15 protein-coding genes and 1 pseudogene are annotated in these 19,631 nt (G+C 48.2%); 8 read left to right on the top strand and 8 right to left on the bottom strand.

The features are described 5' to 3' along the window. Positions 1 to 21: 21 nt before the first annotated feature. From ABWH99_RS16680 to ABWH99_RS16670, 3 genes are all read left to right on the top strand, one after another. On the top strand, positions 22 to 1,482 hold the full coding sequence (locus ABWH99_RS16680) for a SusD/RagB family nutrient-binding outer membrane lipoprotein (RefSeq protein ID WP_375582962.1): 1,461 nt from the start codon (positions 22 to 24) through the stop codon (positions 1,480 to 1,482). A gap of 61 nt (positions 1,483 to 1,543) precedes the next feature. Then, complete coding sequence (locus ABWH99_RS16675) at positions 1,544 to 1,978, top strand: hypothetical protein (protein WP_375582961.1); 435 nt, start codon at positions 1,544 to 1,546, stop codon at positions 1,976 to 1,978. A gap of 160 nt (positions 1,979 to 2,138) precedes the next feature. Then, positions 2,139 to 3,290 (top strand): pyridoxal phosphate-dependent aminotransferase, encoded by a 1,152-nt coding sequence (locus ABWH99_RS16670; RefSeq protein ID WP_375582960.1) that lies wholly within the window; start codon positions 2,139 to 2,141, stop codon positions 3,288 to 3,290. A 393-nt stretch (positions 3,291 to 3,683) separates the two neighbouring features. On the opposite strand, the gene ABWH99_RS16665 is transcribed toward ABWH99_RS16670, so the two are convergent. Together ABWH99_RS16665 and ABWH99_RS16660 are read right to left on the bottom strand one after the other, a co-directional pair. Further along, positions 3,684 to 4,802: an AEC family transporter gene (locus ABWH99_RS16665; protein ID WP_375582959.1), complete on the bottom strand. Its 1,119-nt coding sequence runs from the start codon at positions 4,800 to 4,802 to the stop codon at positions 3,684 to 3,686. A 71-nt stretch (positions 4,803 to 4,873) separates the two neighbouring features. Continuing rightward, a complete protein-coding gene (locus ABWH99_RS16660; RefSeq protein WP_375582958.1) occupies positions 4,874 to 6,040 on the bottom strand; it encodes a pyridoxal phosphate-dependent aminotransferase in 1,167 nt (388 codons plus the stop codon). A 346-nt stretch (positions 6,041 to 6,386) separates the two neighbouring features. Here ABWH99_RS16660 and ABWH99_RS16655 point away from each other — a divergent pair, with 346 nt between their 5' ends. Both ABWH99_RS16655 and ABWH99_RS16650 read left to right on the top strand, forming a co-directional pair. Continuing rightward, positions 6,387 to 6,644: a hypothetical protein gene (locus ABWH99_RS16655; RefSeq protein ID WP_375582957.1), complete on the top strand. Its 258-nt coding sequence runs from the start codon at positions 6,387 to 6,389 to the stop codon at positions 6,642 to 6,644. Then, on the top strand, positions 6,641 to 7,411 hold the full coding sequence (locus ABWH99_RS16650) for a helix-turn-helix domain-containing protein (protein WP_375582956.1): 771 nt from the start codon (positions 6,641 to 6,643) through the stop codon (positions 7,409 to 7,411). The genes ABWH99_RS16655 and ABWH99_RS16650 overlap by 4 nt, the downstream gene beginning before the upstream one ends. On the opposite strand, the gene ABWH99_RS16645 is transcribed toward ABWH99_RS16650, so the two are convergent. Then, the gene (locus ABWH99_RS16645; RefSeq protein ID WP_375582955.1) at positions 7,408 to 8,193 is read right to left on the bottom strand and encodes a hypothetical protein; all 786 of its coding nucleotides are present in this window, start codon (positions 8,191 to 8,193) and stop codon (positions 7,408 to 7,410) included. The genes ABWH99_RS16650 and ABWH99_RS16645 overlap by 4 nt on opposite strands. Positions 8,194 to 8,344: 151 nt before the next feature. Between ABWH99_RS16645 and ABWH99_RS16640 the strand changes: the two genes are divergently transcribed. Next, complete coding sequence (locus ABWH99_RS16640) at positions 8,345 to 8,977, top strand: 2OG-Fe(II) oxygenase (protein WP_375582954.1); 633 nt, start codon at positions 8,345 to 8,347, stop codon at positions 8,975 to 8,977. A gap of 20 nt (positions 8,978 to 8,997) precedes the next feature. On the opposite strand, the gene ABWH99_RS16635 is transcribed toward ABWH99_RS16640, so the two are convergent. From ABWH99_RS16635 to ABWH99_RS16625, 3 genes are all read right to left on the bottom strand, one after another. Continuing rightward, positions 8,998 to 9,423, bottom strand: a complete 426-nt coding sequence (locus ABWH99_RS16635) for a DUF4174 domain-containing protein (RefSeq protein WP_375582953.1) — start codon at positions 9,421 to 9,423, stop codon at positions 8,998 to 9,000. A 109-nt stretch (positions 9,424 to 9,532) separates the two neighbouring features. Then, positions 9,533 to 11,593: a methionine--tRNA ligase gene (gene metG, locus ABWH99_RS16630; protein WP_375582952.1), complete on the bottom strand. Its 2,061-nt coding sequence runs from the start codon at positions 11,591 to 11,593 to the stop codon at positions 9,533 to 9,535. Positions 11,594 to 11,774: 181 nt separating this feature from the next. Then, on the bottom strand, positions 11,775 to 12,593 hold the full coding sequence (locus tag ABWH99_RS16625; protein ID WP_375582951.1) for a hypothetical protein: 819 nt from the start codon (positions 12,591 to 12,593) through the stop codon (positions 11,775 to 11,777). A gap of 220 nt (positions 12,594 to 12,813) precedes the next feature. Here ABWH99_RS16625 and ABWH99_RS16620 point away from each other — a divergent pair, with 220 nt between their 5' ends. Further along, the gene (locus tag ABWH99_RS16620) at positions 12,814 to 14,394 is read left to right on the top strand and encodes a beta-N-acetylhexosaminidase (RefSeq protein WP_375582950.1); all 1,581 of its coding nucleotides are present in this window, start codon (positions 12,814 to 12,816) and stop codon (positions 14,392 to 14,394) included. 48 nt (positions 14,395 to 14,442) lie between these two features. Here the strand turns inward: ABWH99_RS16620 and ABWH99_RS16615 are convergent. Further along, positions 14,443 to 15,738: pseudogene (locus tag ABWH99_RS16615) on the bottom strand (serine hydrolase domain-containing protein). 391 nt (positions 15,739 to 16,129) lie between these two features. Between ABWH99_RS16615 and ABWH99_RS16610 the strand changes: the two are divergent. Beyond that, positions 16,130 to 17,194: a cation diffusion facilitator family transporter gene (locus tag ABWH99_RS16610; RefSeq protein WP_375586591.1), complete on the top strand. Its 1,065-nt coding sequence runs from the start codon at positions 16,130 to 16,132 to the stop codon at positions 17,192 to 17,194. Between the two features lie 364 nt (positions 17,195 to 17,558). Here ABWH99_RS16610 and ABWH99_RS16605 read toward each other — a convergent pair whose 3' ends face one another. Further along, entirely contained in the window at positions 17,559 to 19,589 is a 2,031-nt protein-coding gene (locus ABWH99_RS16605; protein ID WP_375582949.1) for a M3 family metallopeptidase, read from the bottom strand. Positions 19,590 to 19,631 lie beyond the last annotated feature (42 nt).

The following is a 19,631-nucleotide window of genomic DNA, read 5'->3' as shown; positions in this document are numbered from 1 at the left end:
AACTTGCTAAAGAATTAGACAATGAAAAAATTTAAATTACTATCCCATACCTTATTGCTCGGGCTCTTCCTTTTGGCAGGCTCTTGTACCGAGGAATTTGCCGAAATAAACACCGATCCGAATAATCCGGTAACGATCTCCCCCTCTCTGTTGTTGCCAAATGCAATTCAGGTATCGGTTGACCGGTATTGGGGACACAGTACCCGATTTGAACGATTAAACATCGATGCGGCCATGTGTTGGATTCAGCATCTGGCCCGAAACATCTACATCAATTCCGAAGGGGATACCTATGAGATTCCGATCACGGTGTCGATTGGTACCTGGGAAAACCTGTACAACAGTTCCCTGGTCAACCTGGAGCAGGTAATCGAACTGGCGGGCCCCGGTGGACGTTACGAAAACCGAAATTACGAGGGAATTGCCATGGTCATGCGGGCATTTACTTTCGCTTACCTGGCCGATGCGTTTGGTCCCATTCCCTACTCTGAAGCACTAAAAGGCGCTGCCGAAGAAGCCATCAACTCTCCCAAATACGATTCCGTAGAGGAGGTCTATGCGGGAGCGCTGGAGGATCTCAAGTTAGCCAATGAAAAACTATCCGTAAATGGACCACGAGTAGACGGAGATATCATGTTTAACGGCGATGTGTTGCGCTGGAAGAAATTTGCCAATTCCTTGCGTATCAAATTAGCCAACCGGCAGGCGGCCAAAAAGCCGGCCGAATCCCGGGCAATCATGCAGGAAATCCTGTCGTCTCCCGCTACCTACCCGATTTTTACTGGTAACGATGACTATGCAGAATTGGATCATGCCAATGTAATTGGCAGCCGAAACAAAATGTTTGACGTGTTTTCTACCCGTTCGGACTGGAACATCAGCAAGACACTGGTTGACAAGTTGCTGGAATTGGATGACGATCGCATCTCGGTATATGCCCTGCCGCTGAGTGACGGATCATTTTTGGGCCTGCCCAATGGTCTCACCGATGTGGCAGCGTCTACCATCTCCGCATCCACCATCGGACAGAAGTTTCTCGAGCCGGATGCGCCAAGCATCTTGATGACCTATTCGGAATTGATGTTCATCCTTGCCGAAGCAGCGATGGACGGAGATATCACTGGGGACTATATGGACTATTTCGAAAAAGCCGTGAGCGGTTCCTTCGAGCAGCACGGATTGAGCATGCCTGCCGATTATATCAGTCGCTTGGGCGATATCGATAAAGAAACGCTGATGACGCAAAAATGGATTGCCTTGTTTGGTCAGGGAATCGAGGCCTGGACCGAGTACCGACGGACCGGCTTTCCACAAATGCCTACTCCGGATCCTCGTGCGATATTTGTAAACGATGGTGTGCTTCCCACACGAATCGAATATCCGCCTTCCGAGTATTCCCTGAACATGTCCAATCTGGAGCAAGGCATCCAAATGCTGGGCGGTGCAGACAATATGCGTAGTAAGTTATGGTGGGCCGAATAAGCAGCCTTCGAACGATTCAATCACGCCTAGATTATTCTCAAATACAATTGAAATTGATACCATGAAAAATATACTAAATAAAATAGCTGTTCTGGGGATTTTGCTCGCTGCGTTTTCTTGTGTAGAAGCTGAGGACCTGGTAACCCCCAATGTAGCTGCTCCGGTACTGGTAGTTCTGGAAGGGACAGAATTTGACGCCGCTGCGGGTGTGGCGGTAGCCGGTTCTTTTTACGAGCTGGATAAATCCGGTATTCTGGATAGAAATGTGGGCATTGATTCCATCCCGGTGTCTGGACTGGAGATAAAGGTATTTATCAACCAGACCGACGAAATAAGCACACTTACCACGGATACACAGGGGAGGATTCTCTTCCAAAATCCCTGGTCTTCGCTTGGCATCGCCCAGCCGACTTCTGGAACACAGATTCGGCTGGAATTTGCGGGAACGTATAACGATATTGCTTTTCGCAGGTATCATAACGTCCGCGTAAGGTAAGCGTATTGATTGAGCACAAAGGTAGGGGATGTTTTGTTTGGCAATGTTTTTTTTACTCTTAAGGGGTCAGGTTTGACCGGGAGTAGAGAACTGCCAAAACAAAGCATCCCTTTTATTGCATGCAATTTAACCATTTACAACCCAAACTAAGAGTAACACAATGACACATGTAAACAGAAGAAACTGGCTTAAATCCAGTCTCACAATGACCGCAGGCCTGATGACCATGGGATATGCAGGCGCAAGTACCAAATCCGAGGCCGAACCGCTGATGGAATCCATCCTTCCAAAAAAGGACCGATATGCCCGATTAACCTCCAACGAAAACCCCTTCGGTCCATCGGCTTCAGCAAAGAAGGCCTTGAAAGCCGCCATCGACGATTCGTTTTTGTATCCCCGGGAATACCGGCAAACCTTACTAAGCCTTATCGCCAAAGAAGAAGGCGTGACGGAAGATCATATTTTGCTCGGTGCCGGTTCCAGCGAATTGCTGCATGCTGCGGCTCGTGTATACGGTGGTGCGAACGGCAAGGTGCTTTCGGCAGACCCTACCTATACCTCATTGGTTCGTTCGGCTGAAATGATGGGTTCGGAATGGGTTAAAATACCCCTGGACAAGCATTTTGACCACGACCTCTCCACCATGGAATACAAGGTAAAGCCGGATATTTCCCTGGTTTACCTGGTCAATCCAAACAATCCCACCGGTAAGATAATGACCGGGGATGAGATCATTGGTTTTTGTGATACCGTTTCGCAGAAAGTACCGGTATTTGTAGACGAAGCGTACTGGGATTACATGGAAAACCCCAAAGGGTCAACCACAACGGCCTGCATTAAAAAGGGAGCAAATGTAATTGTTGCGAGGACCTTTTCCAAAGTGCATGCTTTTGCCGGATTACGGGTGGGGTATTGCATAGCGCAACCCGAGGTGATCAAGAAACTAGCCAAAGAAGGCCCCAGAAATACGTTAAGTGGCCCCTCCATGAGTGCTGCTACTGCCAGTTTGGTGGACTATGATTTTATCAAGTATTCAGTAAAAATGAATAATGAAGGAAAGAAATTTGTGTACGATGTATTGGAAAAGACAGGGCACGACTATTTCCCTTCCCATACCAATTTTATCTTGTTTCCGATTGCCATGGAAAGCGAAGATTTTAGAACGAAAATGCTCGCCAAGGGAGTAGGAATCAAGAGTATGAATGTTGCCGGACAAGATTATTGTCGGGTAAGTATGGGGAAAATGGAAGACCTCGAGATGTTTGCCGATGCTTTTAAGCAAGTTATTTCCACGAAAATCAACAAGTCGTAATTCAAGCAAGCTACCGCATTTTTTGATTCCTTGATTTCAAAAGCCAAGCGAGCTCCTTACCGGGCGATGCTTGGTTTTTTTTTGACCTGGAAACACCTCTTGCCCTCGTTTCCATCCGGGCGAATCCGCCCAGGCTCTACCCATAGTCGATTGCTAACAGTAGGGGATATGGGCTCGTTGGAGAAGCTATATTACTAGCTTTCCCATTTGTTGGAAGAAAAAAAACTGCCATCGCAGGCGGTATTGCGCATTGCCCGGCAGAGAAACAGAAAGCCTTAGCAGCCACAGGTATACAAAAAAAAGCAGCTATTCACGCGAAAAGCTGCTTTTTGAAGTTGACAGAGGTTAATCTGATCACAACATTTTAAAATTAACTGTTAGTGGTTTGTATTGTTACGATGAATGCGTCTCTTTTTTCAATGCAGGTTCATAGTCGATCAGGTTAAACAGCTTGAGTATCGGCTTGATAATGCCCAACCCCACCAGTGAGAAGCCCACGGTAAGCAGTGTAGTCGGTGAGGTGAACAATTCACCGAAAGAAAACACGGTCAACATGATTACCGTTGTAAATGGCAGGGAACAAGCCAGGATATTTACAGCCAATTCCATGTCAAAGGTCTTGGTCGTTTTTTTGTCTGTATCTTGCTCCAGCGCAGTGATCGAGGCCATGTGCGCAAAGGGCCAGAAACTAATGGCACTTTGCGGAAAGACCACCAATACCAGAATGGCAGCATAGGACAACTGAGGAGCAAAGATCAGCACCATTCCGCTCAACAAAAACGTCAAGCCGGATCGAACCATCAGCAAACCCGCTATTTTTCGGATTTGTTTCCAATTAAATACCACTGCTATCCCAATAAAGATCAGCACAAGAGGGGTCATCAGGTTACTCAAGGTGCTGATTGCGGTTGACACAAATACTGGCAGATTCTCCAGATGGATGCCTACGCTTATTAGCACCAGGGCCAAAATGATGACCATGTTGATCGGTTCATTGATAAGGCTTAGTAAAAGGGATTTTATTTTTTCCCCGTTACCGCTTTTGATGTCCTTGTTGATCTTAAAGTACCAACTCATGGCAATCATGTAGGCAATGATCAAAACGAACACTTTGTTTCCGATATCCGACAGGGCACCCCAGGCCAATGCGTCGTCCCCCAGGTACTCGATAAGAAAAGGGAAACAGGAAAGGCCTGGTGCCAGTGATGGGAAAAGAAGCAAATACGTGCGGTATTGGGAAGTATCTTTCTCGATCCCAAACAAAGGCAGCGTGTACTTAAGAATGAAAAACAGGATAAAATTAAACGAAATGGCCAGTAGGGGTAAGGCCAATAAGTCCCATTCTACCTCCGCCTTGAGCAGCGCAACAAAGATAATCGCTGGAAGCGCTACGGTAAGGATGAGCGTTTTGAGCCCTTTCTGCTGGGCTGGATCTTTTAGCTTTTTTCTCAGTAAAAACCCAATAACCAATAGCAATAGCAGAGAAAGCGTCTTTTGGACCGCTATGTTCATATAAATTAATGATCAGGATGTTAGTGATTGTGAAGTAAGTGGTTATTCGGGGATCATTGGTAATTGACAAATCAGGTTGTCACTTTTTTCAGTGCGGTGGTGAACATTTTCATCTCGTCCATGGTACCCATACTTACCCTGCACCAAGGTTGGTCAGCGATAGAGTATACCCGGATACCAACGCCTTCTTCCATCATTTTTCCCGCAAAGGCTTTGCCTTCTTGCTGAATCGGGAAAATCATAAAGCTAGTATAGGAAGGAATCGGATCAAATCCCATGGAAGTCACCTGATCCAGTGTGTAAGCTTTGGATTCGGCATTCCATTTTCTGCAGGACGCAAGGAATTTCTCGTCCTTGATACTTGCAATGGCACCTTTCAGGGAAGTCACGCAAAGACCCATCGTGCCACGCACCATGCTGGTGATAGACTTGATGCGCTCTTCGGTAGCGACCAGGTATCCCACACGCAAACCAGCCATTCCATGAATCTTGGAAAACGTTCGCGCTACCATGACATCGTGTCCTTCGGCCACCAAGCCTACCATGGTATGGTCTTCTGGTTTTTCCATAAACTCCAGGTACGCTTCGTCTACGAAGATCGGACGTTTTTTGGAGGCGCTTTTACAAAATGCTTTTAATTCGGTAGGATCGGTGATCGCGCCCATGGGGTTGTTTGGATTACACACATAGAGCAACTTGGTATCGGAATCAATTGCCTGCTCCATACCTTTCAAGTCGTGGGAATAGTCGGACTTCAAGGGCACGGCCTTCCAGTCTCCTCCCATAGCTCTGGCTGTATTTACCAGGGACATGTACGATGGATCCGCTGATACTACGTTTCCGCCGTGCTGACAAAGCACAATCGCGGTTTTTTCCAACATGTCCGTAGATCCGGGGCCTAACATGATATTTGCTGGCTTTACACCTTCTTTTTCCGCCAGCATATCGATCAGATAGGCGGCATCTGCATGTCCGTATCGATTCCCCATGCTGATGGACTCGGCAATCGCTTTTTGTACACCCGGAGATGGACCGAAGGGGTTTTCATTGGCCAGTAGCCTGGCTTTCATTTTTACCTCTTTGTAAATGGGATTCATTTCCCATAGCATGCTTTCGCTGCTCCAGTTTTTACCGGTAGTAGCCGCTGGCTTCGCTTGCAGGTTTCCCGTGATCAATGGCAGGGAACCCAAACCCAATACGCTGGTTTTTAGCCAATCCCTTCTGTTGAAATTTTTCATACGTTTTTTTTGTGAAGTGGTTAATATTCTGGTATAAATTTAAACCAAATTTGAATGAAAAAAAACATCAATTCAAAAAATAGGTGTAAAAAAAAGCCGAGAATATGATTATGTGTATAAAAATCTAAAATGAAAGGAAAAAAATTACCTTGGTAACTAATTAGAGTATAGTTTCAAACGCTTCCCTGCCTCTACCGTTCTCGTTTGCATGAGTAGCGCCTTTTTTTCGCAGGGCATCGGCAAAGCGCAAGCAAGGAAGGGTGCACCGGCGCAAAAAAAATCGAAACCCATTGGTTTATAAAAATAACATAGCTATTTTTAAGATGTTAATAAAACCAACGTTTACATGAGCAAAAACATTGACATTCGCTTTACAGCCAAGCCGCTTTCTTCAGGTAACCTTCAGGTCAAATTTTACATCCGAAACGGTAGAAAATCCAGTTACGGCTACCTATTGACCCGCTCCGAATGTACAGAGGAAGAAATTCTGGAAGAAATCAAACAACGATTGGCCCGACGGACCGAATCCAGGATGGATTTACTCCGGTTTACCTTCAAGAACCGGTGGAAAGACGATCATCAGTTTTTTCTGTATTCCGCATGAAGTTTCTTTCCTCCAATATACGAATTTTGCGGAAAAAAGCCGGGCTGACCCAGGGACAACTTGCCGAAAAAATTGGCGTGCAACGGAGCATGATTTCCGCGTACGAAGATGGAAGATCGGATCCGAAACTCGCGTCCCTTGAAATCATCTCCAGGCTTTTCGATGTTGGTGCCGATGAACTCCTTTTCTGGGACATTGAAACCAACGGGCGAAAATATTTGCAGGCGGACGCACCGAAAGTCCTGGCGGTGACCCTGGATCAACAGGGGGATGAATGGATCAGCATGGTCGGTGAAAAAGCCGCGGCGGGTTATCTGAACGGCTATGCTGATCCCGAATACATGGAGAATCTCCCCAATTTCAGGCTGCCCAACCTTTCCAAAAACGGTACGTACCGGGCATTTGAGCTAAGCGGCGACAGCATGCTTCCCCTGCAGCCTGGAACCCTCATTATCGGAGCCTACCTGGAGCACGGGATGCAGATCAAAAACGGCAAAACCTATGTGCTGGTAACGAAAAATGAAGGAATCGTTTACAAACGTATTTTCAATTACATTGCCGAACACGGTAAATTATTTGCCGTATCCGATAACGATCGGTACAAGCCATACGATATACCGATACAGGAAGTACTGGAAATTTGGGAAGCCCGTGCTTTTGTCAGCACCCATTTTCCAGATCCTACCCCCGAACCGCTAAGTCTTGATGACCTGGGAACCCTGATACGGGAGTTAAAAGCAGATATCCGAAAGATATCGGGAAATTAGTCGTTCGACTCCTCCTGCCGTTCTGCCAGTCCGCGGAACGCCGCTATTACTCTACCTTTGGCGTCAAATGCCGGATCCAGGTTGATTATTCCCTGATCAAAGTTATGCCAATAGCCGTCCCCACAATCCAGGTAGCTACCGGGTTTTGTTGGATGTTCCTCGGATGCAGCAGCGTAATCGTAGTCCGGAATAAAAATCAGGGAGGCCAGTTCCCGAGCTTCTTCCCATTCCAGCACACGGTGCTGATCGTTTACCAGCAGTTCCACCTTGCGAATTGAAAACCGGAAGAGTAGCTGGACCAGCATTTCCCCCTCGGATTGGATTTCCTTGAAACGAATCTGTAAGGGAGCTTCCTTCTTGCTTATTTCATAAATTGCCTGTATGTAATCCTGGCAAGCCAGGTACCAGTCATTTTGATTCAGGGGTATGTCCCGGGTTATCTTTCCGTGAATGTCTTTCGCAAGGAGTTTGATTCCCCCTTTTTCCCCAAGGCTTTTTTGATTTGACCATTTGGATGCGGCATAAAGTTTCTTAAACACGTTTTCCCATAGCTTTGGCAATTCGCCTGTGTAACGGTAGTCATCCGCCAGGGTAAATCCTTCGTCCGTGATTTCCTCCGGACTTAATTCCTCTCGCTCCGTGTAGTGAATATCAAATTGTGTGTTAACAAAATTCTTGCTGAACGACAATTTAAGCTTGAACACATGGCTGAACGGTGGCGGGATATCGCCGGTGAGGTAATCAATTTCCAATCGGGTGATGTCGTCGGATTTTAAATGCATCGTATTTTTTTTGAGACAAGAAACAAAAATAGGGCTAATTCCTTACATGCACGAAGGAAAGTGACAATTCCCTTATTGAAAGTAGGATACCCTCGGTTTTCTACCCGTTTTGTTTTTCAAACTATACGTATTTTTGACGAACTTTGTACCCATGAAGGCAAAACTAACCGAGGATTGGCAACAAAAGAACGAGCGCATTGCGGCCGATCTGTATGAGAAGGGATGGTCCCTGACCGATCAGTATATTTCCGAAACATTTCGTAAAGAGCTGCTGAAAGAACAGCGGGATTTGTTGCACCACGGGCAGTTTCGCCACGCAGGCGTTGGGAGCGGGGAGTCCTTTGCCATTCTGCCGGAAATTCGAAGCGACAAAGTACTCTGGATGGATGAACACCAGCTGACACCTCTTCAACAAACCTATTGGGGCCTGATGGCAGCGCTACAAACGGCAATCAATCAGCGCTGTTACCTGGGATTGCGTTCGTTTGAAGCGCATTTTGCCATGTATCCGCCGGGCTCCTTTTATCTCCGGCACCTCGATCAGTTTCAATCGGTTTTTTACCGCAAAGTTTCGGTAATACTGTACCTCAACGACGCGTGGGAAGCCCATGACGAAGGTGCCCTGCGGATGTATTTTACTTCGGAAAACGGGCTAGAGGAGCACCGCGACGTGCTGCCCCTGGGAGCTCGATTGGTCGTTTTTTTGAGTGGGGAAGTGCCCCATGAAGTGTTGCCTACGAATAAGGAGCGTATCAGCATTACCGGTTGGTTCAAAGATTCCTAAGCGATGCGCATCAGGCTATCTTATCGTAGGTTCCCGTCCTCGCGCATTTCCCGCCTGCGCATGGGCATGGCATCTATGGTCCCAAAAAGCTCCTCCCAATTGATTTGCTCCTGTTCCCGCCGCAATTTGCTGCCCCCGTCTTTGCCAAGCAGCACGTAACAGCCGTTTTTTGCGTTCTTTGCGTACCGTTCATGCAATTGCTCCGTGTACGCTGCTTTGAAGGTGTAGTCGCTGTTGCTTATCAGGGAGTCTCCGAAAATAAAATAAATCATGTCTCGTTCTTCTATTTCCGCGATCAATTGCTCGTTCATCGGTTCGAGTGGCTGTGAAGTCGCCGCGGGAAAAACCAATAGGATTCGGTTTTTCCATCTCAGCTCATCCAGTGTTATTTCCGAAAAAAAGCCTGTCACACACATAAGTAAGCAGGAAGAGAAAAGCGTTTTCATGTGGGATGTACGTTGGGTCAAAATCAAACAACAACAGAACCGACGATGCAGGGAAATTGTTTGCCCAAATTACCCGGATAGCCTGTTTTTATGACCGCCTTTTTTTGGATCAGCTGATAGAAGATCCTGGTGCCGTCGGTTCGTGAGGAACCAGCAGGCGGTAGCTTCCCTCTCCATCGGATGCCATTAGAATCATTCCTTCCGAAGCGATGCCCGCCATTTTTTTTGGAGCGAGGTTGATCAGCATGGTCACTTGCTTCCCGACCAGATCCTCGGGAGCAAATTGTTCGGCTACACCACTCAAGACCGTTTTTTTGCCGAGTCCCGTGTCTACCTCCAGCTGAAGCAATTTTTTCGATTTTTTCACTTTTTTGGCCTCCAGTACGGTTACCACACGCAGATCCATCTTGACAAAATCCTCGAAGGAAATCAATGGCTTCATGGAGTCGGCCTGATGCACAGCGGCTTCTTTTTCTTTTTTACTGGCTTGTAATTTCTGAACCTGCGCTTCTACTGTGGAGTCCTCGATTTTCTGAAATAAAAGCTCGGGTTTTCCGATCGGGTTTCCACCCGTCAATAGGTCCATCCGCCCGGCATCTGACCAATGCAAGCCCTTTATTCCGAGCATAGTCTTAATTTTTTCTGAGGTAAACGGCAAGAATGGGGCAGAGAGAATGGAAAGATTTGCTGCGATATTCAGCGCAACAGAGAGTATAGTGCCTGTGCGTTCCCGGTCCTCTTTGATGGTTTTCCAGGGTTCGGTGTCGGCAAGGTACTTGTTTCCGGTCCTGGCAAAATCCATCATTAGCGCCAATCCTTCCCGAAAACGGAATTTTTCCAGGGAAACAGCGATTTTTTCCGGGTAGGTTTTCAATAACTCCAGCGTTTCCTGGTCCACGGCCTCTAGTTGGCCCCTGTCCGGTACCTTTCCATCAAAATACTTGTGCGTAAGCACTACGGCACGATTGATAAAATTTCCGTAAATCGCGACCAATTCGTTGTTGTTTCGCGCCTGAAAATCCTTCCAGGTGAAATCATTGTCTTTGGTTTCCGGAGCATTTGCAGTAAGTACGTAGCGAAGTACGTCTTCCTGGCCAGGAAATTCTTCCAAATATTCGTGCAACCACACGGCCCAATTTCTGGAGGTAGAAATCTTTTGTCCTTCCAGGTTAAGAAACTCGTTTGCTGGAACGTTGTCAGGCAGGATAAAATCTCCATGGGTTTTCAAAATCGCGGGAAAAGTGATGCAGTGGAAAACAATATTGTCTTTGCCAATAAAATGCACCAGCTTGGTCTCCGAATCCTTCCAGTAGGGCTCCCAGTCCAGGCCCTTTTCCGTAGCCCACTCCTTGGTGGAAGAAATGTAGCCAATGGGCGCATCAAACCAGACATACAGTACCTTTCCTTTGGCTTCTGGCAGGGGTACCGGAATTCCCCAGTCCATGTCCCGGGTCATGGAGCGCGCCTGTAGCCCGTCTCCCGCTTCCAGCCAGCTTCTGCATTGTCCCAGCACGTTGTTTTTCCAGTCCTGTGCGTGGGTTTCCAATATCCATTTTTTCAAAAACGGTGTATATTTTCCCAGGTCGAGGAACCAGTGCCGTGTTTTTCGAAGCACGGGTGTATTGCCGCTAAGCTTGGATTTTGGATCGATCAGGTCGGTAGGACTGAGGGAGGAACCGCATTTTTCGCATTGATCACCGTAGGCCTCCGAATGGCCACAATTCGGACAGGTGCCTTCAATGTAGCGGTCGGCGAGAAATTGAGCTGCCTCTTCGTCGTAGTATTGTTCGGTTTCTTTTTCTAAAAATTCGCCTTTGTCGTACAGGTCTTTGAAAAGCTGCCCGGCGGTCTCGTGGTGGACGGGTGAACTGGTTCTGGAGTAATGATCGAAACTAATCCCGAATTTCCTGAAGCTATCCTTCATGATCTCGTGGTAACGGTCTACCACCTGCTGCGGGCTGATGCCTTCGTTTTTTGCTTTGATGGTGATGGCTACTCCATGTTCGTCGGAGCCGCAAACATACACCACGTCTCGCTGCTGTAACCTCAGGTAGCGCACGTAGATGTCGGAGGGAATGTAACAGCCTGCCAAATGCCCGATGTGCAGCGGACCATTGGCGTATGGCAACGCCGAAGTAACCGTATACCGTTTGAATTTTTTCTCGCTCATAGCCCGCAAAGATAGGTATTTTAGATTTTGGGTGAAATCCAACCACACAATAATCGGGCAGTTCGAAACCTCTTGCCGTATTTTTCAGGTTTATTTTTTTCCAAAAGGAACCGTGAGGCCCAGCCAGGGGATCGCTACCCAAAAACCTTGCGCAGCCACCAAGGGTAAGAATAATCCGAAATCAATGCTGAGAACGTCCGACCATGCGTCGTCCTCCAGCGGATAGTATGCCCAAGGATTCCCCACCCGCGCCAATCAGGTAGTTTTCCGTTAAGAGATAGCCCCTGGGCCCCGTTCGGATCATTCCGGCCAGCGATACGGTGGGGCGGTTGGCAATGCCTCCGTTGGCATAGGCCCAGCCAAGCCCGAGGGTAAGGTTTCTATCCTTGGATCCAACTGTAGAAAGCCCATACAACAATCCGAAACCACCATCGTCTACCCCGATAATCGTTCCCGCCAGTACGCCAGCTCCCAAATTTAATTTTTCTGGCACAACGGGAAAAGAGACCTTCGGTGTCACCCAAACGGGTGTAGGGCTTCCGGCAAAAAGGAACAGGGGCACCATGCCCGCTCCAATGGAGAAATGGTCGGTAATACCGGTGGACACTTGATTGAAAAAAATCCATACATTTTGGTAATACGATTCGTTCTTTTTTAAACCGTATCCGTTGGGGATCCAAAAATGGCGGGTAGCCTGTGGGTTTGCAAACCAATACGTCCCGCGTTTCCGATGTAGGCGGTCCAGCTTCGTGATCTGAAGGATGTCAGACCGGAATAGCCGGATTTCGCCCAGGTTTTCCGTTTTGAGGTGGATCCGCACGGCATCTTCGGCGATGATGGTACCCAGGTACTCGTTTCCGTCCCTGGTGGTAATCCGGTAAATTTCCGTCGTGTCGGACTCCGCAGCAGTCGCCTGCTGTGCAACACCGATCAGTGGACTTCCCATTATCAAGAGGAATGCCACCCAACGAATTCCCATGTTGCACCAATTAACCCGCATGTGTCTCACTTGTTTGTAGGAAAGGTAAGGGTATCTGTTCAATAAAAAAAACCGGTCTTGCCTTGCCCTCGGGCCCTTCCGAAAACCCGGCAGGCCGCGGATCGTCCGGGAAGATGGGGGGTAGGCGCGAGAACCGAATAAAATGCCCGGATCAGCGACAGTAAAGGGTGATGGGTGGGTGTTTTTTGGTAGTTTTACATTCCATTCAAAATGAACGCAAATGGCTCGTCTTTTTATTGTTGTTGCTTGTTGGTGGATCGTTTCTTACCACACGGCGTATGGGCGGCAGGTAAGCCCTGAGATTATTCCCATCCCCTCGGGTTATTCGCTGATGGAGGGAACCTTTGCCTGGGATGGGTCGGTGGTGCTGGAAAAAGGAGATTTTCCAAATCAGGCGTCCTTTCTGCAAAGCGAACTCTTGCGGATGACTGGAATTTCCCTTTCTGAAGGCCGGGTGACCGGAAAAAGGATTTCGCTTCAACTTGTTCCCGGCCTGGGTACCGGCTACCGGCTGAAGATCGGGGAATCCGCTATTCTGCTCAGTGCTACTCAGGAGAAAGGAGCGTTCTATGCGGTCGTCTCGCTTTTGCAGTTAATTCGTGCGTCGATTCCCGGGACTGAGGGCACCCTTCAATTGCCCAACTGGCACATCACCGACCGGCCTGTGTACGAATGGAGGGGCCTGATGCTGGACGAATCCCGGTATTTCTTTGGCATGGAGAAGGTGAAGCAACTACTCGATTACATGGCGTATTACAAATTGAACACCTTTCATTGGCACCTGACCGATGCACCGGGCTGGAGAATCGATATCCAGGCCTATCCGCGATTGGCATTGGTAGGAGGGATTGGCAACCACTCGGATCCCAATGCCCCTGCACGCTATTATCGTCAGGAGGAAATAAGGGAAATCGTCCGCTACGCTGCGGAGCGGATGGTAGAGGTGATTCCCGAGATCGACATGCCAGGGCATGCAACGGCCGCCAATCGGGCCTACCCCGAATTTAGTGGGGGAGGGTCCGATCGCTACCCGGATTTTACCTTTCATCCGGCCAGAGAAGGTACCTATACCTACCTGAGTCGGATATTAAAAGAAGTAGACATGCTTTTTCCCGGTAATAAGATCCATTTAGGAGGAGATGAGGTCAGTTTTGGCAATCAGATGTGGCCCGAAGATCCGCAGGTGCAGCAATTGATGCAAAAGGAAGGCCTGACCGGATTGAAAGGGGTGGAGGATTATTTTTTTAAACGCATGGCAGATACCTTGTTTCGCTGGAACAACCAGGTACTCGCCTGGGATGAAATGGCCGAAGCCGGACTGCCCAGGGATCAGACCATCATTTTCTGGTGGCGTCACGACAAAAAAGAACAGCTTTTTGCTGCGCTAAATGGGGGATATGCCACGGTGCTGTGCCCCCGTATCCCCTTTTACTTTGACTTTGTGCAAAAAGCGTCGCATCGGTACGGAAGAAAATGGGCGGGGGCCTTTGCGCCGCTACAGGCAGTGTACGATTTTTCGGCCGAAAACCTTGGGCTTGATGCTACCCAGCAGAAAAAGGTACTGGGAATCCAGGCCAATCTCTGGACGGAGACCGTGGACCGGGAGCAGCGGTTGGATTTTCTACTGTTCCCACGAATAGCGGCCCTCTCGGAAAGCGCCTGGTCTGCCCCGGATACACGTAACTTTGACGATTTTATGCGCAGGCTACCTCTTCATCTGAAGCAATACCAGGATAACAAACTTTATTTTTACCATCCAGGCATGCCAGATCGGCATCCGGAACCGGTCTATCAACCCTAAGACTACCGGAACCATTGCGCCGTTAGTCACTCATTATCGGTATTTCGGTCAATCATCGACGGCGGCGCCGACCATCTGCTTGAATTTCCAGGCCGTTTGATCGCCTGTGGGGCCTTGGGTTTGTTTGAGAAGAATGCCCACGATCTTTTCCTGCGGATCAGCGAAATATTGGGTATTGAAGTACCCACCCCAGACGAACGTTCCCGGGCTGCCGAGCCCCCCTTTTGCCTGACCCCGCTCGGTCAGGACACCAAAGGCCAGTCCGTAGTGTTGCTCGGCACCACCGTACAGCTCCTGCGTTTGGTCGGCCATCATACTGGCGATGGTGGTCCTGCTCAGAAACCGCTTGCCGTTCCATTCACCCCCATTCAGGTACATCTGAAGGAAGGTTGCGTAATCCTTTGCCGTGCTGGAAAGGCCCGCACCACCGGAGAAAAAGGAGGATCCATTGATCGGGTAATCCACATCGTAAAACGTATCCGGATAGTTTTCCCATTGGCCGTTTACCTTGTGTTGAATGGCTACCAGGCGGTCTGCTTTGGACCGGGGAAGGTAAAAACCTGTATCTTCCATACCCAGCGGCCCGAAGAGGCGTTCGTTAAGGAACTGCTCAAAGGTCATCCCGGAGATGATTTCAATGAAATACCCCAATACGTCCAATCCCATGCTGTAGGTATATTTTGTACCGGGATCGTGGTGCAAAGGCAATTTGGCTAACTTGCGCACGACCTCTTTTATCGTGACGTTTTCAGTGGTAAACAGATCCGTGGTGCCTGCCTTTTGGTAAAGCATTTTCATTCGCTCGTCTCCGTCGATTACACCGTAACCCAAGCCGGAGGTATGGGTGAGCAAGTGACGTATGGTTATTTCCCTGCTGGCCGGACGGGCCGTATAGCTCGTGTCGGCGTACCGGAAGTTAACGAGTACTTGAGGATTTTTAAATTCTGGAATGTATTTGGAAATGGGATCGTCCAATTGAAATTTTCCTTCCTCCCAAAGCATCATCACAGCGGTGGAGGTGATGGCCTTTGTTTGGGAAGCGATGCGAAAAATGGCATCTTTTTGCAAGGGCGTACCCGAGGCATTGGCTTGCCCGTATGCTTCGTGAAAGACGATTTTTCCGTGGCGGGCAATCAACGCTACCGCGCCCGGTATGCTGTTTTCATTCACCGCATCTTGCAGCATCGCGTCGATACGGTCCAGCCGTTCCGCTGATTAGCCCACGGCTTCGGGCGACCCGGTCTGTAAAGGTTGACTTTTTTGCTGGGAACGGGTTTGTCCGTTCAGATCAAGCAAGCTCGTACATGCGAGGATCAGGAGAATGGGTATTGTTTTTCGAACCATTGTAACTAAGGAAAGGTAAACAAAGCAAGGTTAGCCCTAAAGTAACCAATTCCTCGATTAAATCTTCATTATTTCCTGCGAGTTTCCTACAAATGCTGAAGAAAACAGGCAATTTTGCTAGGTTTGAGTACCGGCTGGACGCAGGACGAGTGTCCAGGGTACATTCGGTTGCCTGGTTTCAATCAAGCTTAGCGCTTGGAAAAGGGCATGACTCCCCTTGCCCGGCCAGGCGGAGGACAAATGGTTTCATCTACACCTGTTTTCAGGTGCCTGAAAACTCGAACCGGCGTGAATAGTAAAATAGGGCCAGGCAAGGATTATTTTGTACGGGTTTATTTTTTCAAGCCCCCGAATAAGCTTAATTTTGACACCACACCAGGGCAAGAACATTGTGGATCAGGAAAAAACACGTCTTATTGTAGGGTCAGTAATCGTTAGTTTGCTGTTGTTGGCAATCAAGTTCTATTCTTATTTTTTGACGGGTTCCAATGCGATTTTGACCGATGCCCTGGAAAGCATTGTCAACGTGGTCGCCTCTGTTTTTGCGCTTTACAGCATTTACCTGAGCTCCTTGCCGAAGGATAGCAACCATCCCTACGGCCATGGGAAAATTGAGTTTTTTAGCGCTGGGATCGAAGGGACGCTGATCATCCTGGCGGGCGTTTTTATCGTTTACCAGTCGGTTCGGGCCATGATTTTTCCACAGGTACTGGCGGAGCTACCCCTGGGCATGGCACTGGTAGGCTTTTCTGGGCTGGTCAACGGAGTACTGGGGTATGTGCTGCAAAAAAAAGGAAAATCCCTTCACAGCATTACCCTGGAAGCGGACGGCCGGCACCTATCCACCGATGCCATTTCCAGTTTTGTATTGATCGCTGGAATTGGTGTGATTTATTTTACCGGATGGGTACTGTTGGACAGTCTACTATCTCTGGCTTTTGCGGGTTATATCGTATTTAATGGATACGTATTGGTCAGGCAGTCTGTAGCCGGGCTCATGGACGAGTCCAATCCAAAGATTGTCAACCTGGCAGTGCGGATTCTAAACCGGCACCGGAAGGCCAACTGGATTGACATTCACAACATGCGGGTGCAGCAGTATGGGGGGGACAGTCACATTGATTTGCACCTGACCTTGCCCTATTACTTTGACTTGGTCCGGGTTCACGACGAGGTGGAGGAGGTGGAAGAAGTGCTCGAAAAAAACATGCCGGGCTACATCGAGGTGTTTGTCCATGCCGACCCCTGTCTGCCCGAATCCTGCTGCCATTACTGCCAGGTAAGCGATTGCGCGGTTAGGAAATATCCCAAACGAAAGAGGATTCGTTGGACTGCCGAAAACATGTCCAAAAATCAAAAACATTACCACGAGTTGAGCCACTTGTCTCTCGCGACCACCCGGGCTAGCCCGGCTTCAGAAAAATTTCAAAACGCAGGGAAAAAAGGAAAAAAATAAAAAATTTTTAAAATAAATAAGATTATTTGTCGTTCGTGCTCCCTTAACTGCTGAATAATTGATTTTTTTACATGTGATTACTTGATTTTTGTTAGGCGTTAAATTTATTTACACGTATAAAATTTTGTTTTGTAGGCTGAATTTTGTATCTTAATTCCGTGATTGATACTTAAAATTTCAGAGCTATGAAAGACAAACAATTTACGGTACTTATAATGGTGTCTGCTATCATATGGTTGTTGATAATCGGATTTATCATCATTTAACTCGAAACCCTGTTATTTTTTTGCTTTTTTAGCATACAGCACGTCAGGTTTTTCTGCTATGCCTTTTCAAAAGGGGTCGCTCACGCGCCCCTTTTTCTTTAAAGAAGCAATCCGGCCCGCTTGAGTAGCGCGGTTGTTTCCGGTCCCCTTCCCCGAAATCGTTTGTAAAGTATTTCCGGATGCTCCTGTCCACCCATCGAAAGGATGTTTTCCTTGAAGGAGCGAGCCGTTTCCGGATCAAATATTCCCTTTTCGAGGAATAGCTCAAATGCATCTGCATCCAGTACCTCCGCCCATTTGTAGCTGTAGTACCCTGCGGCATATCCACCCTGGAAAATATGCGAGAAGGAGGTGCTCATCAAGCTGCCCGGTACAGGCTCCAGCAGTTCCGTTGGCTTCATTACGTCTCGCTCAAAGGCGAAAATATCTGTTATTGCTTTCGGGTCCGCGGTATAGTAAGCCATATCTAGCAGCCCGAGACTGATCTGCCGAACGGTTTGGTATCCCTGATGGAAATTGGCAGCTTTTTTGATTTTCTCGATCAGCTGTTGTGGTATGGGCTCTCCACTTTCGTAATGCCGGGCAAACAAATCCAGGCAGTCTTTCTCGTAGCACCAGTTTTCAAAGATTTGCGAGGGAAGTTCAACGAAATCCCAGTAAACATTGGTTCCGGATAAGGATTCAAAGGTGCCGTTTGCCAACATGCCGTGTAGGGCATGACCAAATTCGTGAAACAGTGTTGTCACTTCGTTAAATGTCAGCAATGAGGGTTTGGTTTTGGTGGGCTTGGTAAAGTTACATACGATGGAAACATGGGGCCGTTGTTCCTTGCCCTGAACCCGTTTTTGGCCGCGGTACACCGTCATCCAGGCACCGTTTCGCTTTCCAGCCCGCGGAAAAAAATCTGCATAGAATACCGCCAGGTGCGCTCCTTTCTCGTCTTTCACTTCGTAGGCCGTTACATCGGAATGGTATACCGGGATGGAGGAATTTTCTTCGAACCGAAGCCCGTACAATTTTTCGGCGGTTTGGAAGACTCCACCGATCGTACGTTTTAGCTCAAAATAGGGCTTTAACAATTCGTCGTCCACCTCGTATTTCTTCATTTTTAGCTTTTCCGCATAAAAATTAACGTCCCATTTTTGGATTTTTTCCAGGCCATCCCGGTCCTGGGCGAAGGCCTCCAGTTCCTTCATTTCGGCAACTGCCTTGGGCCGGGCTTTTTCGAGCAAGTCGTGGAGAAAGTCCAGTACCTGCTTACCGTCTCCAGCCATCCGTTCTTCCAGTACGAAGGCTGCATAATTCGGGTAGCCCAACAATCGGGCCCGCTCGTCCTTCAACCGAACGATTTCTTTGATGATTTCCCGGTTATCCAGTGCATCGCCTTTTGCTGCTTTGCTGGTGTAGGCCATAAACAGTTGCCTCCGCAATTCCCGGTTGCTGGCATAGGTCATGAAGGGGACGTAGCTGGGAAAGGCCAGGGTAAAGATCCAGCTGCCTGGCTTGCCTTTTTCCTCCGCTGTCTGCGCAGCAGCCTCAATGATCCCCTCCGGAAGTCCGTCGAGGTCATTTTCGTCGGTTATGATAAGCTCGAAGGCATTGGTTTCTTTTAATACATTTTCGCCAAACCGCAGCCCCAATTGGGAGAGTTGCTGGTCGATTTCCCGCAGCCTTTCCTTGTCTTCACCGGTAAGGAGGGCTCCGTTGCGGAGAAAAGATTTGTACGTTTTTTCCAACAGCCGACTTTCTTCGGTGGTGAGTTGAAGCCCTTCTTTTTGCAGGTATACCTGACGAATCCGGTCAAACAATTGCTCGTCCAGCAATACATCGTTGCCATGTGCCGAAAGCAGTGGAGAGATCTCCCGGGCAAGTTTCTGGATCTCATCGTTTGTTTCGGCCGCGTTCAAGTTGAAAAAAATAGAAGCCACCCGGGATAGTTTTTCCCCAGAATTTTCCAGCGCTACCACGGTGTTGGAAAAATCCGGAAGGCGTTCCTCCTTTATCCGGTCGATTTCTTCTTTGGCCCCCTGGATTGCTGCCTTCACGGCCGGTAAAAAATGCTCGTTCTTGATGCGATCAAAGGGAGCGGTTTCAAATGGGGTATCGAATTTTTCCAATAATGGATTCATAGCGTATTTTCTTTTTTATCTTGTCCTGCAAAATTAACAAAA

This window comes from Cyclobacterium xiamenense (genome assembly GCF_042140265.1).
Taxonomy (GTDB): Bacteria; Bacteroidota; Bacteroidia; order Cytophagales; family Cyclobacteriaceae; genus Cyclobacterium; species Cyclobacterium xiamenense_A.
The sequence above is the reverse complement of the archived record's forward strand: the minus strand, read 5'-3'. Positions and strand labels throughout refer to the sequence as shown.